Source organism: Pseudomonas guariconensis, assembly GCF_040822035.1.
GTDB classification, from domain to species: Bacteria; Pseudomonadota; Gammaproteobacteria; order Pseudomonadales; family Pseudomonadaceae; genus Aquipseudomonas; species Aquipseudomonas guariconensis.
Window position 1 is genome coordinate 2230840 of sequence record NZ_CP162012.1, and the last position, 14174, is coordinate 2245013.

13 protein-coding genes are annotated in these 14174 nt (G+C 63.7%); 4 read left to right on the plus strand and 9 right to left on the minus strand.

The features are described from left to right. Positions 1 to 11: 11 nt before the first annotated feature. The 5 genes from AB1N67_RS10270 to AB1N67_RS10290 all read right to left on the minus strand — a co-directional run bounded on the left by AB1N67_RS10270 (position 12) and on the right by AB1N67_RS10290 (position 4787). Positions 12 to 1493, minus strand: a complete 1482-nt coding sequence (locus AB1N67_RS10270; RefSeq protein ID WP_043212712.1) for an aldehyde dehydrogenase — start codon at positions 1491 to 1493, stop codon at positions 12 to 14. Next, complete coding sequence (locus tag AB1N67_RS10275) at positions 1490 to 2323, minus strand: alpha/beta fold hydrolase (protein ID WP_043212713.1); 834 nt, start codon at positions 2321 to 2323, stop codon at positions 1490 to 1492. Before AB1N67_RS10275 ends, AB1N67_RS10270 begins: the two co-directional genes overlap by 4 nt. Positions 2324 to 2394: 71 nt before the next feature. Then, positions 2395 to 2991 (minus strand): amino acid synthesis family protein, encoded by a 597-nt coding sequence (locus tag AB1N67_RS10280; RefSeq protein ID WP_043212716.1) that lies wholly within the window; start codon positions 2989 to 2991, stop codon positions 2395 to 2397. Between the two features lie 173 nt (positions 2992 to 3164). Continuing rightward, complete coding sequence (locus AB1N67_RS10285; RefSeq protein ID WP_043212718.1) at positions 3165 to 4208, minus strand: LLM class flavin-dependent oxidoreductase; 1044 nt, start codon at positions 4206 to 4208, stop codon at positions 3165 to 3167. 93 nt (positions 4209 to 4301) lie between these two features. After that, positions 4302 to 4787: a flavin reductase family protein gene (locus AB1N67_RS10290; protein WP_070094061.1), complete on the minus strand. Its 486-nt coding sequence runs from the start codon at positions 4785 to 4787 to the stop codon at positions 4302 to 4304. 317 nt (positions 4788 to 5104) lie between these two features. Here AB1N67_RS10290 and AB1N67_RS10295 point away from each other — a divergent pair, with 317 nt between their 5' ends. Beyond that, positions 5105 to 6511 (plus strand): cytosine permease, encoded by a 1407-nt coding sequence (locus tag AB1N67_RS10295; protein WP_043212722.1) that lies wholly within the window; start codon positions 5105 to 5107, stop codon positions 6509 to 6511. A 68-nt stretch (positions 6512 to 6579) separates the two neighbouring features. On the opposite strand, the gene AB1N67_RS10300 is transcribed toward AB1N67_RS10295, so the two are convergent. Together AB1N67_RS10300 and AB1N67_RS10305 are read right to left on the minus strand one after the other, a co-directional pair. Further along, positions 6580 to 8205, minus strand: coding sequence for a methyl-accepting chemotaxis protein (locus AB1N67_RS10300; RefSeq protein ID WP_367863778.1), 1626 nt, complete (start codon positions 8203 to 8205; stop codon positions 6580 to 6582). 199 nt (positions 8206 to 8404) lie between these two features. Beyond that, positions 8405 to 9607, minus strand: a complete 1203-nt coding sequence (locus AB1N67_RS10305; protein WP_090342198.1) for an NAD(P)/FAD-dependent oxidoreductase — start codon at positions 9605 to 9607, stop codon at positions 8405 to 8407. A gap of 269 nt (positions 9608 to 9876) precedes the next feature. Between AB1N67_RS10305 and AB1N67_RS10310 the strand changes: the two genes are divergently transcribed. After that, positions 9877 to 10419 (plus strand): Rrf2 family transcriptional regulator, encoded by a 543-nt coding sequence (locus AB1N67_RS10310; RefSeq protein ID WP_043212729.1) that lies wholly within the window; start codon positions 9877 to 9879, stop codon positions 10417 to 10419. 35 nt (positions 10420 to 10454) lie between these two features. Next, positions 10455 to 11231, plus strand: coding sequence for a trans-aconitate 2-methyltransferase (gene tam / locus AB1N67_RS10315; protein ID WP_102082324.1), 777 nt, complete (start codon positions 10455 to 10457; stop codon positions 11229 to 11231). Here the strand turns inward: tam and AB1N67_RS10320 are convergent. Both AB1N67_RS10320 and AB1N67_RS10325 read right to left on the minus strand, forming a co-directional pair. Then, positions 11221 to 11592, minus strand: a complete 372-nt coding sequence (locus tag AB1N67_RS10320; protein ID WP_043212733.1) for a DUF2784 domain-containing protein — start codon at positions 11590 to 11592, stop codon at positions 11221 to 11223. The two genes, tam and AB1N67_RS10320, sit on opposite strands and share 11 nt — an antisense overlap. Before the next feature lie 126 nt (positions 11593 to 11718). After that, the gene (locus tag AB1N67_RS10325; RefSeq protein WP_367863779.1) at positions 11719 to 12588 is read right to left on the minus strand and encodes a LysR substrate-binding domain-containing protein; all 870 of its coding nucleotides are present in this window, start codon (positions 12586 to 12588) and stop codon (positions 11719 to 11721) included. Between the two features lie 262 nt (positions 12589 to 12850). Here AB1N67_RS10325 and AB1N67_RS10330 point away from each other — a divergent pair, with 262 nt between their 5' ends. Beyond that, positions 12851 to 14167, plus strand: coding sequence for an MFS transporter (locus AB1N67_RS10330; protein WP_043212738.1), 1317 nt, complete (start codon positions 12851 to 12853; stop codon positions 14165 to 14167). Positions 14168 to 14174: the final 7 nt, after the last annotated feature.

The following is a 14174-nucleotide window of genomic DNA, read 5'->3' on the forward strand; positions in this document are numbered from 1 at the left end:
GTGCTACCTCGTTAACGCATCACGAACGGGTCGGGCATGGGCGCGGTGGAGAGGTTGATCCACACCGTCTTCAGCTCGGTATAGGCGAGCACCGAGTCGATGCCGCTCTCGCGGCCGTAGCCGCTGTTCTTGAAGCCACCAATCGGCGCCATGGCCGAGACCGCGCGGTAGGTATTGACCCAGATGATCCCCGAGCGCACGTCGCGCGCCAGGCGGTGGGCGCGGCCCAGGTCGCGGGTCCAGATACCGGCGGCGAGGCCGAACTGTGAGTCGTTGGCGATCGCCAGGGCCTGTTCTTCGGTCTTGAAGCGGATCACCGCCGCCACGGGACCGAAGACTTCTTCCTGCATGATCTTCATCGAGTTGCTGTCGCACTCGAACAGGGTCGGCTCGTAGAACCAGCCGTCACCCTCGACCTCGGCGCGCTTGCCGCCCAGGTGCAGCTTGGCACCCTCGGCCTTGGCCGCGGCGACCAGGCCTTCGACCACAGCCAATTGCTGGGCGGTGGCCATCGGGCCCATTTCGCTGGCGTCGTCCTGCGGGTTGCCGATACGAATGCGCTTGGCGCGCTCGACCAGGCGCGAGACGAATTCATCGAAGATTTCGTCCTGCACCAGCAGGCGCGAACCTGCCACGCAGCTTTGGCCGGAGGCGGCATAGATGCCGGCCACCGCGCCGTTGATCGCACTGTCCAGGTCGGCGTCGGCGAAGATGATGTTCGGCGACTTGCCGCCCAGCTCCAGAGACAGCTTGGCGAAGTTCTCGGCGCTGCTGCGTACCACATGGCGGGCGGTGGCGGCGCCGCCGGTAAAGGCGATCTTGCGCACCAGCGGATGGCGGGTGAGCGCTGCGCCGGTGCTCGGGCCGAAACCGGTCACCACGTTGACCACGCCTGCCGGGAAGCCGGCTTCATGGGCCAGGCGGGCCAGCTCCAGGATGGTCGCCGAGGCGTGCTCGGAAGGCTTGAGCACGATGGTGTTGCCGGCCGCCAGGGCAGGGGCGAGCTTGATGGCGGTCAGGTACAGCGGGCTGTTCCAGGGAATGATCCCAGCCACTACGCCGATCGGCTCGTGCACGGTGTAGGCGAACAGGTCAGGCTTGTCCAGCGGCAGGGTGCCGCCTTCGAGCTTGTCGGCAAGCCCTGCGGTGTAGTGGAAGAACTCCGGCAGGTAGCCGACCTGTCCGCGGGTCTCGCGGATCAGCTTGCCGTTGTCGCGGCTTTCCAGCTGGGCCAGGTGCTCTTTGTTCTCGGCGATCAGATCGCCCAGCCGGCGCAGCAGTTTGCCCCGCGCGGTCGCGGTCAGGCCGCGCCATGCGGCGCTTTCGAAGGCGCGCTGGGCGGCCTGCACGGCCAGCTCCACATCGGCTTCATCGGCGTCCGGCAGTTGCGCCCAGGCCTTGGCGGTGGCCGGGTCGAGGCTGTCGAAGGTCTTGCCGCTCTGTGCATCGCACCATTGGCCGTCGATGCACATCTGGAAACGTACGAGGGTCATGCAACAATCCCCTTGGCGGATTCGTTGAGGGTGCGGGCGTGCGCCAGGAAGTCCAGCAGCATCTTGTTGACCTCCCGTGGCGCTTCGACCGGCATCATGTGGCGTTGCTCGGCCAGCACCACGCTGCGGGCACCGGGGATACGCGCTGCCAGCTGGCGGGTCATCTCCGGGGTCGAGCCCAGGTCGTGCTCGCCGGTGGCGATCAGGGCCGGTACCTGGATGCTGCCCAGGTCATCGGCGCGATACATGTCTTGGGTGGCGAACAATTTATAGGTGGTCAGATAGCCCTGCGGGTCGTTACCGGCCAGGGTCTGACGAATGGCCGCGACCTGGGCCGGATTGGCGGCCTGGTATTCGCGGCTGAACCAACGCGCCAGCGCCGCTTCGGCATTGGCGTCGGGGCCGTGTTCGGCGGCCTGGGCGGCGCGGGCGATGACGCCGGCGCTCTGCTCGGGGCTGCGGTTGAACACGCTGTTGAGCACCACCAGCGCCGTCAGGCGTGCAGGGTAGTGCAGGGCGAAGGCGCGGGCGACCAGGCCACCCATGGAGAAACCGATGACCGTGGCCTGCGGGATCTGCAGGTGGTCGAGCAGTTCGGCCAGTTGCGCGGCATAGCCGGCAAGGCCGGTGTCGGCGTCGGGGCGCGGGCTCTGGCCGTGGCCGAGCATGTCGTAGGCGATGACACGGTAGTCACCGGCCAAGCCCACGAACTGGCCGCCCCACATTTCCTTGTTCAGGCCTACGCCGTGGATCAGCACCACGGGGTGGCCCTGGCCGAGGCTCAGGTAGCTGGTCCCGGCGGGTGTACGTTCAGCAACAGGCTGAATCATGGAGGGCGCTCCTTGAAGGTCGGGCGTGGCGGCAGTGCTTGCACGCAACGCCCCGGCCCGTCTGGTTGTTGTTATTGAGCGTTGGCCTTCTCGGCGGCCAGTTCTTCCAGGTCGATGTAGCGATTGCCGATGCGCGGGTGCAGCCGGCCCCCGTCGGCGGCGCCCAGGACCACGACGATCTCGTCGGCACGCGGGGCGTCTTCGATCTGCATTTCCAGGGTGATGTAGTGCGAGCGCAGACCTTCATCGTCCTTCTGCATCATCGGGATCTGGATCGAGGTGCCTGGGCCGCCGCGCTTGTTGGTGAAGCTCAGGTAGCTCTTGGCCTGCACGGCTTCGCGGTAATGGTTGCCAAAGCGCAGGGTATGGATGACGGCGGAGGCGTGCTCGATCTCACCGTCGGCACCGACCACGGCAGCTTTGCCGTAGGCCTCGATCTTGTCGGCACCGCCGATCGCTGCGCACAGGCGCTCGACCATCAGGGCGCCCAGCTCGGAGCAGTTGGCGCGGATCTCGGGCTTGAGGTCTTCGACGAAACCGCGACCGGCCCACGGGTTCTTGATCACCACGGCCAGGCCGACCATGGTCACCGGCTTGTCGGTGGCCTTGCCGCCTTCGATGCGGGTCTCTTCGGAGTAGGTGACGATCTTGCGGATTTCGAAACTCATGGATGGCTCCTGGTGAGGGTTATCAGCTCTTGCTGTCTGATGGTATACCATAATATTGGTTGTGCAAGAGGGCGGTAGAATTTCTCTTCAGAATCGAGCGGCAAGCGGGAAGCTCCGAGCTCCAAGCCGCACGCGCTGCTGTTTCTTGCAGCTCGCCGCTCGCCGCCGGGGAATCAGGCGAACGCCGGGACCACTTCCTTGATGAACAGCTCGAGCGACTTCTTCTTCTCGGCATGGGGCAAGCTGTTGTCGCACCAGAAGCTGAACTCATCGACGCCCAGCTCCTGGTAGTACTTGATGCGCGCGATGATTTGCTCAGGTGTGCCGATCATGGTGTTCTTGCGGATGTTCTCCAGCTCGAACGCCGGCACTTCGGCAAACTTCGATTCAGGGCTTGGCTCCAGGAAGCCGTTGACCGGAGTGGTCTTGTTGCCGAACCAGGCATCGAAGGTGCGGTAGAAGCGTGAGATGGCCTGGGCACCGATCTTCCAGCCCTCAGGGTCAGATGGGCTGTGCACATGGGTGTGGCGCAGCACCATCAGTTGTGGGCGTGGTACGTCGGGGTTGTTGTCCAGGGCGGTCTGGAACTTGTTCTTCAGGTCCAGCACTTCTTCGTCACCCTTCATTAGCGGGGTGACCATGACGTTGCAGCCGTTCTTCACCGCGAAGTTGTGCGAATCCGGGTCGCGGGCGGCGATCCACATTGGCGGTTGGCCCTTCTGGACCGGCTTGGGCACGCTGGTGGAGGTGGGGAACTTATAGACCTCGCCGTCGTGGGCGTAGTCGCCTGCCCACAGCTTGCGCACGGCCGGGACCATCTCGCGCAGGGCTTTGCCGCCGTCGGTGGCGGGCATGCCGCCGGCCATGCGGTCGAATTCGAATTGATAGGCGCCGCGAGCCAGGCCCACTTCCATGCGGCCATTGCTGATCACATCGAGCAACGCGCATTCGCCCGCCACGCGGATGGGGTTCCAGAACGGCGCGATGATGGTGCCGGCACCCAGGCGAATGGTCTCGGTGCGTGCGGCCAGGTAGGCCAGCAGCGGCATCGGGCTTGGCGAGATGGTGTATTCCATGGCGTGGTGTTCGCCGATCCACACGGTGCTGAAACCGCCGCGCTCGGCCATCAGGGTCAGTTCGGTGAGGTCTTCGAACAGCTGGCGGTGGCTGACCTGTTCATCCCAACGTTCCATGTGCACGAACAACGAAAATTTCATGGGGCTTTCCTCGAAGCTTGGAAGTGTCGCCTGTCGGGGCAGGCGTCAGGTGTCTCGACGCATGCCTGGGCATCCGTCATATAAAGGGTGACTTCAGGCGAAGGCTGGCAGGCTGGCCATCTTGCCGCGGCAGTAGACCATCGGCCGTGGCGCCTCTTCAGGGACGATGAGGTTATGCACCTTGCCGACCATGATCGCGTGGTCGCCACCTTCGTATTCACGCCACAGCTCGCACTCGATGATCGCCGTGGCATTGGCCAGCAGCGGATTGCCCAGCTCGCTCAGGCGCCACTCGATTCCGGCGGCCTTGTCCTTGCCTTTCTTGGCGAAGGCATAGGCTTCGGCCTGCTGCTCGCCGGAGAGCAGGTGAATGGCAAAGCGCTTCTGCTTGATCAGTACGGGGTAGGAATCGGAGCTGTAGTTGGGGCAGAACAGCACCAGCGGCGGGTCCATGGACAGGGACGAAAAAGCGCTGGCGGTAAGGCCGACGATCGAGCCGTCGTCGTCCAGGGTGGTGATGACCGTGACGCCGGACGGGAAGGAGCCCAGGACGTTCTTGTAGACGGTTGCGTCGATCATGGCGTGTTCCTCGAGGTAGGGCAGCGGTGGTCCGCATTTTTATCGTTGATGTGTCTGATGGTATACCGTAATACCTGGATTGCAAGTGGAATTTTCACCTGTCGCACGCATGCGATGAACGGTACAGGCCCCGTATTCATTGGCGTTGCTGGGAAACTAAGTGCATTGGGGTGGGGCGCAATACGGAGCAGATGCGCCGAAAAAGCGCAGCGCAGTGTTGTCAAAAGCTTGGAATACCATAATATGGTGCGCAGCTGAGGGGCCGTCTTGAGCGGTTTCCTACAAAGATAAAAAACGACCCTTTCGAGCTGAAAACCATGTCCCAATCGTCGTCGCAGCACCAGTTTGTCGAAAACCATACGGTCGATTACGTCCCACCTGCCGAACGCCATGGGAAGGCGCGCGACCTGTTCACCCTCTGGTTCAGCACCAACATTGCGCCGTTGCCCATCGTCACCGGTGCCATGGTCGTCCAGGTATTTCACCTGAACTTGCTGTGGGGCCTGTTCGCCATCGTGCTGGGTCATCTGTTGGGCGGTGTGGTCATCGCCTTGGCGTCTGCGCAGGGACCGCAGCTAGGCATTCCGCAGATGGTCCAGAGCCGGGGCCAATTCGGCCGCTACGGCGCGTTGCTGATCGTGTTTTTCACGGCGTTGATCTACGTCGGTTTCTTCATTTCCAATATCGTGCTGGCAGGCAAGTCGATCCACGGCATCGCCCCGAGCGTGCCGATGCCCACCGCGATTGTGATTGGCGCCTTGAGTGCCACAGCCATCGGTGTGATTGGCTACCGCTTCATCCACACCCTCAACCGCATCGGTACCTGGGTCATGGGCTCGGCGTTGCTGGCGGGCTTCGTCATGATGTTCAGCCAGGCGCTGCCGGTGGACTTCTTCAGTCGCGGGGCCTTCAACCTTTCAGGTTTCGTGGCCACGGTATCGCTGGGGGTGATCTGGCAGATCAGTTTCTCGCCCTACACCTCCGACTACTCACGCTACCTGCCGCGTGAAGTGGGCATCGCCCGGCCCTTCTGGGCGACCTACTTCGGCGCCACCGTGGGCACCATCCTGTGCTTTAGCTTCGGTGTCGTGGCGGTGCTGTGCGTGCCTGAAGGCACCGACGCCATGGCTGCGGTGGAACAAGCCACCGGCTGGCTGGGCCCGGTGCTGATGGTGCTGTTCCTGTGCAACATCATTAGCCACAACGCACTCAACCTGTATGGCGCGGTGCTGTCGATCGTCACTGCCATCCAGACTTTCGCCGCCCAATGGACGCCCAGCGTCAAGGTGCGGGTGGTGCTGGCTTCGGTGATCCTGCTGGCATGCGGGATGGTCGCGCTCAACGCCTCGGCGGACTTCATCGGTCAGTTCATCGGCCTGATTCTGGCGCTGCTGCTGGTGCTGGTGCCCTGGGCGTCGATCAACCTGATCGATTTCTACCTGATCAAGAAAGGTGAATACGACATCGCATCGATCTTTTGCGCCGACGGCGGCATCTACGGGCGCTTCAACCATCATGCGATCGTCGCCTATGCCTGCGGCATCCTGGTCCAGTTGCCGTTCGCCAATACGTCCCTGTATGTCGGGCCGTACTCGAACCTGGTGGAAGGGGCGGACCTGTCATGGCTGTTCGGCCTGCTGGTGACCTGCCCGCTGTACTACTGCCTGGCGACTCGGGGCAAGTCTTTGGGCAAGGTAGGCCGGGCTGTGAGCGCCAGTGACTGAACAAGCAGCGCGATGGGCTGCCATAAAGCCCATCGCGCGAGGCGGTCTGCGTGAGAACAGCCCTAGGCTCAGACCTTGAACTGCGCCACCATCGCGTTCAGGTCTACGGCCAGGCGGGACAGGTCCTGCGCCGCCGCGCTGGTCTGGTTGGCGCCTGCTGAGGTTTGCATGGCCAGGTCGCGGATGTTGACCAGGTTGCGATCCACCTCGCGGGCCACCTGGGCCTGCTGCTCCGAAGCGCTGGCGATCACCAGGTTGCGCTGGTTGATCGACGTGATGGCCTCGGCGATCACCTCCAGGGCCTGGCCTGCCGACTGAGCCACTTCCAGCGTGCCGTTGGCACGATCCTGACTGGTATGCATGGCGGTGACCGCACGATCGGTGCCGGACTGAATACCACTGATCATCTGCTCGATTTCCGCTGTGGACTGCTGGGTGCGGTGGGCCAGGGCTCGCACTTCATCGGCGACCACGGCAAACCCACGTCCGGCCTCGCCGGCCCGGGCCGCTTCGATGGCCGCGTTGAGCGCCAGCAGGTTGGTTTGCCCGGCGATCGCGCCGATCACGTCCAGCACGCGGCTGATCTCGTTGGCATTGCTGGCCAGTTGCTCGATTTCCCCTGAGGTGTCGGTGACATCGCTGACCAGATACTGGATCGACGCCAGGGCTTGGTTGACCTGGTCGCGGCCCTCGCGGGTGGTTTGATCGGCGCCTTTGGACGCGTCAGCGGTGCTGACGGCGTTGTTCGCGACTTCTTCGACCGCGGCGGTCATCTGGTTGACCGCGGTGGCGGCCTGGTCGATTTCCGCGCTCTGCTGGTGCAGGCCGCGGCTGGTGTCCTCGGTGACGGTATGCAGCTCCTCGGAGGCCGAGGCCAATTGGTCGGAGGAGGCGGCGATCTTGCGCAAGGTATCGCGCAGGCTCTGTTGCATGCGGCTCAGGGCGCGCAGCAGCAGGGCGGGCTCGTCACGTCCGAGCACCGGGATATCCTGGGTCAAGTCGCCGGTGGCCACGCGCTCGGCCACGGCCACGGCATCGGCCAGGGGAAGGACGATACTGCGGGTGAGCAGGGTGGCGATGGCGATCAGCGCTACAAGTATCATCACCAAGGCAACGACGATCAGCGAGAAGGCCTCTTCGAACACCGCGCTGCTACGTTGGGATGCTTGCTCGGCGCCTTTGGCGTTGTACTCGATGAGCGCTGCAAGGGCTTTCATCATGCTGTCGGCGTATTCGGCCAAGGGGCCATTGATCAGCCGGCGGGCCTCGTCGAGCTGTTCGGCGGCAACCGCATCACGGATGGATTTCTGCAGGCCGTGGTACCGCTCGCTCATCTGCAGGAAAGTGTTGAACAGGGCGCGGTCGTCATCGGCGATGATGGTGCGCTCATAGTCGTCCAGATTACCTTGCAGCGTCTGGTTGATCTCGGTGATTTTCTCCAGGGTGGCCTTGCGGGCCGAGGGCTGCTCTTCCAGGGCGCTGCGCAGGGTTAGGGCGCGTGCCCGGCCCAGGGCACTGCTGACATCGCCCAAGGAAATGACCGCCGGCATCCAGGTGACGCGAATCTCATCGGTGGCGCGGTCCATTTGCCGGGTCTCGTAGAGCGAGACCAGTCCCATGACCAGCACCAGAACGCCCAACAGGACGAACATGCAGGCAGCCCGTAGGCCGATTTTCAGGTTGCGTAACTGCATAGAAATGCTCCATCGCATGTGGCAGCGACCCAGCGCTGGACAGCAGGGGAGATCAGGCGCTCGATACACTGCGGATTGGGTTAAGTCCTTACCATTTCTATTGTTTTTATCGATGATGCCACAGTGCCATCACTCTTGAACAGTTGGTCAAAAAAAGGCAAAAAAAAGAGGCCGCATTGCGGCCTCTTCGACACAGGGTTTACACGACAGGGATCAGCGGATCGGCCGCCGCCAGGGCTACGGCTCGATCCGCCGCCGGTGGGTAGATCCACACTGTATTGATCTGGCGTTTGAGGTCCTTGCCCTCCTGGCCTTTGTACTTGAGTGTGCGTTCCCAGCCCTCGCTGAACGTCGCGCCCCAACCGCCGAGGTCGAGGCAGGTCACGTACACCGGCTGGCGGTACACCACCGGCGCCACACCCAGCAGGTCGGCGGCCGCATTGTTACCGCAGTGGCGACCCATGGGGATGGCGTGCTGGCAGGTCATCAGAGCGTGATTGCCCGACTCGTCCACCGCCGCCCAGGCCACATCGCCAGTGGCGTAGATGTGTTCCTGGCCGATCACCTTGAGGTGGTCATCCACTCGCAGGCGGCCAAAGCCGTCACGTTCGCCGGGGACCTGAGCCGTCAGCGGGCTGGCCTTGACGCCCACGGTCCAGATCACGGTCTTGCTGGCGATGTACTCGCCGTCGTCCAAGGTCACGCCGCCCGCATCGACTGCCACCACCGAGCGCCCTGTCAGCCATTGCACTCCCGCCTGTTCACAAGCTTCGACGATCGAAGGCGTGATACCTGCACCCAGCGCCGCGCCAATGCTGGGGCCACGATCGACCACCACTACCCGCACGGGGGCGTCTTCGCCGAGGATGGTACGCAGGCGCGTCGGCATTTCAGTCGCGGTCTCGATGCCGGTGAAACCACCACCGCAGACCACCACGGTATCGCGGGCCGGGGAGGCCGGCTGCTTGGTCAGGCCAACCAGGTGCTGCTCCAGGCGCATGGCCGATTCCATCTGATCGACATCGAAGGTGTGCTCGGCCAGGCCCGGGACCGGTGGGCGGGCCACCTGGCTTCCGGCGGCGAGCACCAGGCGGTCGTAACCGATTTGCCGCGGCTGGCCGTCGGCGTCGGTGTAGCCGACGGTGCGACCTTCCACATCGATGGTCTGGGCGTGCCCCTTGATGAAGGTGACTCCTACGGTCTCGAACAGGGCGCCCAGCGGCGCCTTCATGCTGTGCACGTCGCTTTCGTAGAAGCGCGGGCGGATGCGCAGTTCGGCCTGGGGAGCCAGCACACTGATGCTGACATCGCCGCGCTGGGCCTGGTCGAGCAGGCGGGCGGCGCTCAAAGCGCTCCAGACACCGGCAAAGCCGGCACCGATGATCAGGATATGTGGGTTCATGAAGGTGCTCCAACAAGGTTCGCAAGGGTAAGTGAACGAGCCTTCGGCGAGGGTCTGCACTGTCGCCGAGTAACTACGACTTTATTGGTCGTAGTTTAAAACGGCAAGGTTTTTTTGCGCACGGCGCTGCGAGTGCGTTCTGCCGTTTGGCTAGGACCTTCGGTTTAAAGGGGCTGCAAGGCTCATGAGCAAGACGGACGGCATCGCGAAATTTTGCTCGCCGATTCACATAGGCGTACTATTTGCGACAATATTGGTCGGAGATTGACATGTCCCTTTACAGTGCCGGGGTCGAATACGGCATCCATTGCCTGCTGTTTCTGGTGGATGAGCGTGGTGAAAGCCGCGAGTCCAGCGTCCGTGACCTGGCCGAGTTGCAAGGCGTGCCCCAGGAGTACCTGGCCAAGGTATTCACCAAACTCGCCCGTGCAGGGCTTGTGGCCGCTACAGAAGGCGTGCGTGGCGGTTTTCGACTGGCGCGGCCGTCCGATGAGATCACCGTGCTGGATATCGTCCACGCCATCGATGGACCGAAGAAGATTTTCGATTGCCGCGAGATCCGCGAGCGCTGCGTCCTGTTCGAGGGCGCGCCGCCGGGCTGGGCCACCGAGGGTGTCTGTGCGATCCATGCGGTGATGATGGGAGCGCAGAAGCGCATGGAGGAAGCCCTGGCCCAGCAGACCATCCTCGATCTGGCCCGGCGTTTCGGGCGCAAGGCGCCGGCGCAGTTCGGTCAGCAAATCAATGACTGGATGAGCGAGCGACGCGAAGGCAAGGGCAGTGCCGGTGACATCCCGCTGACCGAAGTCTAGGCTCTTGGCATTGAGCCTTTTGCAGGAGCCCCGTCATGGCCTGGTCCGCTACGCAGTATTCCCTGTTCGAAGATGAGCGCACCCGCGCCGTGCGTGACCTGCTCGCCGCGGTGCCCCCCCGGCCGGTACGCCATGCCACCGACTTGGGCTGCGGACCGGGCAATTCCACCGAAGTGCTGCGCGGCCAGCACCCCGATGCGATGGTGGTAGCGTTGGACAGTGACCCGGACATGATCGACAAGGCACGCCAGCGTCGTCGCCTGTGCGTGCCGCAGGTACGCTGTGAAGTCGGCGATATCGCCAGCTGGTCGGCCGCCGAGCCGCAAGACCTGATTCTCGCCAATGCCTCGCTGCAATGGGTGCCCGACCATGGCACCCTTTATCCGCACCTGATTCGCCAGCTCACCGAGGGCGGTACTCTGGCGGTGCAGACCCCCGACAACCTGGACGAGCCTGCCCATCGCCAGTTGCGTGAGATCGCCAGCCAAGGCCCCTGGGCCGACCTGTTCGCCGACTTCTCACTGCCGCCCCGGCACAACGCGGCGTTCTACTACGACTTGCTCAGCCCGCTGTGCAGCCGCGTGGATGTGTGGCGCACCACCTACCACCACCCGCTCGTGGGCGGGGCAGAGGCTGTGGTCGAGTGGTTCAAAGGGTCGGCCTTGCGTCCCTACTTGGCGCGCCTGGACGCGCAGCAGCAGGAAGATTTTTTGCAGTTGTACTTGCAAGCGATGCAGCGCGACTACCCGCCCTCGACCGATGGCAAGGTGCTGTTGGCGTTTCCACGGTTGTTCGTGGTCGCTACCCGCTAGATCGGCGCCAGCGCCGGATCACGTAGCTGTACACGACGAGGTTCTGCAACAGCACGAACAACCCCAACAGCGTCTGGATCTGGGGCGTCAATCCAGCGGGGTAGATCAGCGGCCAGATGTAGTGCTCGACGAAGCCACCCTGGTAGCCGGCCCCACCGGCCGCGGCGCGCATGCGGTTCTCCCAGCCGGTCAACGGGCAGGCCAGGTGCAGGCCCTCCACCGCCAGCCCCCAGGCCAGGGCGGGTAGGTGAATGAACAGGGCCGCGCGCCATTTGACGACCAGCAGGCCGCCGAACAGCACCAGCAGGATGAACGCCAGGTGCACCAGAACCAAGGCGTCGGCGGCAAGGCGATACAGCATGCGGTGAATCCCTGCGCAACAACGGTGCCTTGAGCATATGCCATTGCCGTTGCCGCCGGCTAAACGTCTGCTATTGCCTGTCCCGACCTGTTCGCGGGCTTACCTGGGAACAGGCCAACGCGATTGTCAGTGTTCTTCCTGCACCATCTGCAGGAAAGTCGCCACCACCCGCCGAGTGCGCTGCTCGCTCAGGCAGACTAGCGTCTCGGTCAGGTGCCGTTGGCAATCAAGGATCGGTAAGGCGCATACCCGTGCATCGGCACCGAATTCGGCCGCTGAGACCACGCCCACGCCGATCCCCACTACCACCGCCTCGCGGGCCGCCTCACGGCCCTCCACCTGGATCGCCGAGCGTATGCGCAGGCCGGCGCGCTGCATTTCTTCTTCGAGGGTCTGGCGGGTCACCGAGCCGGGCTCACGCAGCACCAGTGGCGTGTCGTCCAGGTCGGCCAGGTGGATCGCGCCGCGGCTGGCCCAAGGGTGGTTGTGGGAGACGAACGCGACCATCGGGTCGCGGCGCATGGGCACGCAGAACAACCGCTCGTCATCCACATCGCGGCCGAGCAGGGCAAGGTCGGCCTGGTAGCTGAACAGCCGGGCCAGAGACTCGTCGGTGTTGCCCGTTTCGATCTTCACCTGGATGCCCGGGTAGCGCTGGCAGAACCGGGCGATCTGCGGCAGCACGTGTACCGGGGCATCCACGGCCAGTATCAAGCTGCCGGTGTGCAGGGCGCGGGAATCCTGCAGCAGTTCCACCGCCTCGGTCTCGCAGGCAAACAGGCGCTGGGTGATGCCCAGCAGACGCTCGCCCAGGTCGGTCAGTTGGACCGAGCGCTTGTTGCGGTGAAACAGCAACACGCCATAACGCTCCTCCAGTTTGCGGACCTGATCGGAGACCGCCGGCTGGGTCAGAAAGAGTTTTTCGGCGGCGCGGGTAAAGCTGCCGTGCTGGGCGACAGCGTGAAAGGCCTTCAGTTGAGCGTGGGAGACCGACATGACGTACTCCGTTACAAGCTGAGCTTATGTGTGAAATACGATAAATCGATTTTATTTATCAGTCACCAACTGGTTCCATGTCCGACAGTCCGACGGTGCTTTGCAAGCAATCACCGGGGGCCATGGTAATCAGCCGGTCATCCCGATCTGCGGTGCCATCTGACCAGTGACGGTCCTCCTCGTCATGCAGTGCGCAACACAACAACAAAACAGGCGTTTTTTCACATTCTGCCGGCACACTTGAGCAAGAGGTCAGAGTCAAATGAATCAATCCCTAGCGGCCATGAAGCGCTGGCGCGTCCAGATCTTCGCAATCACCTGGCTGGCATACGCCGCCTTCTACTTCACTCGCAAAGCCTTCTCGGTGGCCAAGCTTGGCATCGGCGAGGACCCGACGTTCATGCTCGACAAGGCCGCCATGGCCAACCTCGACGGTATCTACCTGGCCGCCTATGCCGTGGGCCAGTTCACCTGGGGCATGCTCGCCGACCGCTTCGGGCCACGCGTGGTGGTGCTCGGCGGCTTGCTGATTTCCGCAGCCGCTGCCGTGGTGATGGGCAGTTATGCCACGTTCCCGATCTTTGCCACCTGCATGTTGATCCAAGGCCTGGCGCAGTCCACCGGGTGGGCGGGGTTGTGCAAGAACATCGGTAGTTTCTTCCCGGCCGTGCAGCGTGGGCGTGTCCTGGGCCTGTGGAGTTCCTGCTATGCCTTCGGCGGCCTGGTAGCTTCGCCGTTCGCTGGGTGGTGGGCCTACACCCTGATCGGCAGCTGGCACGCGGCGTTCTTCTCCAGCGCCGCGGTGGTGGCGGGCGTGGCCGTTCTGTTCTTCATCTTCCAGCGCAACAAGCCTGAGGATGTGGGGCTGCCGGCGGTGGAGCCGGAGCCGCAGAGCATGGCCCCTGGCGCGAGCCTGGGCAGCGTGTGGGAGCCTTTGAAGGAAATCCTGCGCAACCGTACTGTGCTGACCCTGGGCTTGGCCTACTTCATGCTCAAACCTGCCCGTTACGCGATCTTGCTGTGGGGGCCAGTGATCGTCTTCGAACAGATGCCCTCGGTGGGCAAGGTCGGCGCGGCCATCATCCCGACAGCCTTCGAGCTGGCCGGCCTGCTGGGGCCGATCCTTATCGGCCTGGCCTCGGATAAGCTGTTCGGCGCGCGCCGCATGCCGGCCTGCGTGATCAGCCTGGTGCTGCTGACGGTCGCCCTGGCGGCGTTCATGGGCGCCATGCACACCGGCAGCGTGGTGTTGGTGGTCGGCTTGCTGTTCGTGATGGGCCTGACCCTGTACGGGCCGGACTCGATGATCAGCGGCGCGGCAGCCATCGACTTCGGTACCGCCAAATCCGGCGCAACCGCCGCCGGTTTCGTCAACGGCTGCGGCTCGGTGGGCGCAGTGCTCGGTGGCCTGCTGCCGGGCTACTTCGACAGCGTCACGGTGTTCATCATCTTCGCCGGCACCGCGCTGTTCTCGGCCCTGGTCCTGCTGCCGCACTGGAACAGCCGCCCGGCCAGCGTCGCTGCGGCCAATGACGTGGCACCCAACACCGCAATGGCAATCAAGCCGGCGCGCACCTAAAGGAAAG

Bases quoted from the DNA above. Each gene is read 5' to 3' on its own strand.
- AB1N67_RS10270 (WP_043212712.1), bottom strand. From the start codon at position 1,493: ATGACCCTCGTACGTTTCCAGATGTGCATCGACGGCCAATGGTGCGAT.
- AB1N67_RS10275 (WP_043212713.1), bottom strand. From the start codon at position 2,323: ATGATTCAGCCTGTTGCTGAACGTACACCCGCCGGGACCAGCTACCTG.
- AB1N67_RS10280 (WP_043212716.1), bottom strand. From the start codon at position 2,991: ATGAGTTTCGAAATCCGCAAGATCGTCACCTACTCCGAAGAGACCCGC.
- AB1N67_RS10285 (WP_043212718.1), bottom strand. From the start codon at position 4,208: ATGAAATTTTCGTTGTTCGTGCACATGGAACGTTGGGATGAACAGGTC.
- AB1N67_RS10290 (WP_070094061.1), bottom strand. From the start codon at position 4,787: ATGATCGACGCAACCGTCTACAAGAACGTCCTGGGCTCCTTCCCGTCC.
- AB1N67_RS10295 (WP_043212722.1), top strand. From the start codon at position 5,105: ATGTCCCAATCGTCGTCGCAGCACCAGTTTGTCGAAAACCATACGGTC.
- AB1N67_RS10300 (WP_367863778.1), bottom strand. From the start codon at position 8,205: ATGCAGTTACGCAACCTGAAAATCGGCCTACGGGCTGCCTGCATGTTC.
- AB1N67_RS10305 (WP_090342198.1), bottom strand. From the start codon at position 9,607: ATGAACCCACATATCCTGATCATCGGTGCCGGCTTTGCCGGTGTCTGG.
- AB1N67_RS10310 (WP_043212729.1), top strand. From the start codon at position 9,877: ATGTCCCTTTACAGTGCCGGGGTCGAATACGGCATCCATTGCCTGCTG.
- tam (WP_102082324.1), top strand. From the start codon at position 10,455: ATGGCCTGGTCCGCTACGCAGTATTCCCTGTTCGAAGATGAGCGCACC.
- AB1N67_RS10320 (WP_043212733.1), bottom strand. From the start codon at position 11,592: ATGCTGTATCGCCTTGCCGCCGACGCCTTGGTTCTGGTGCACCTGGCG.
- AB1N67_RS10325 (WP_367863779.1), bottom strand. From the start codon at position 12,588: ATGTCGGTCTCCCACGCTCAACTGAAGGCCTTTCACGCTGTCGCCCAG.
- AB1N67_RS10330 (WP_043212738.1), top strand. From the start codon at position 12,851: ATGAATCAATCCCTAGCGGCCATGAAGCGCTGGCGCGTCCAGATCTTC.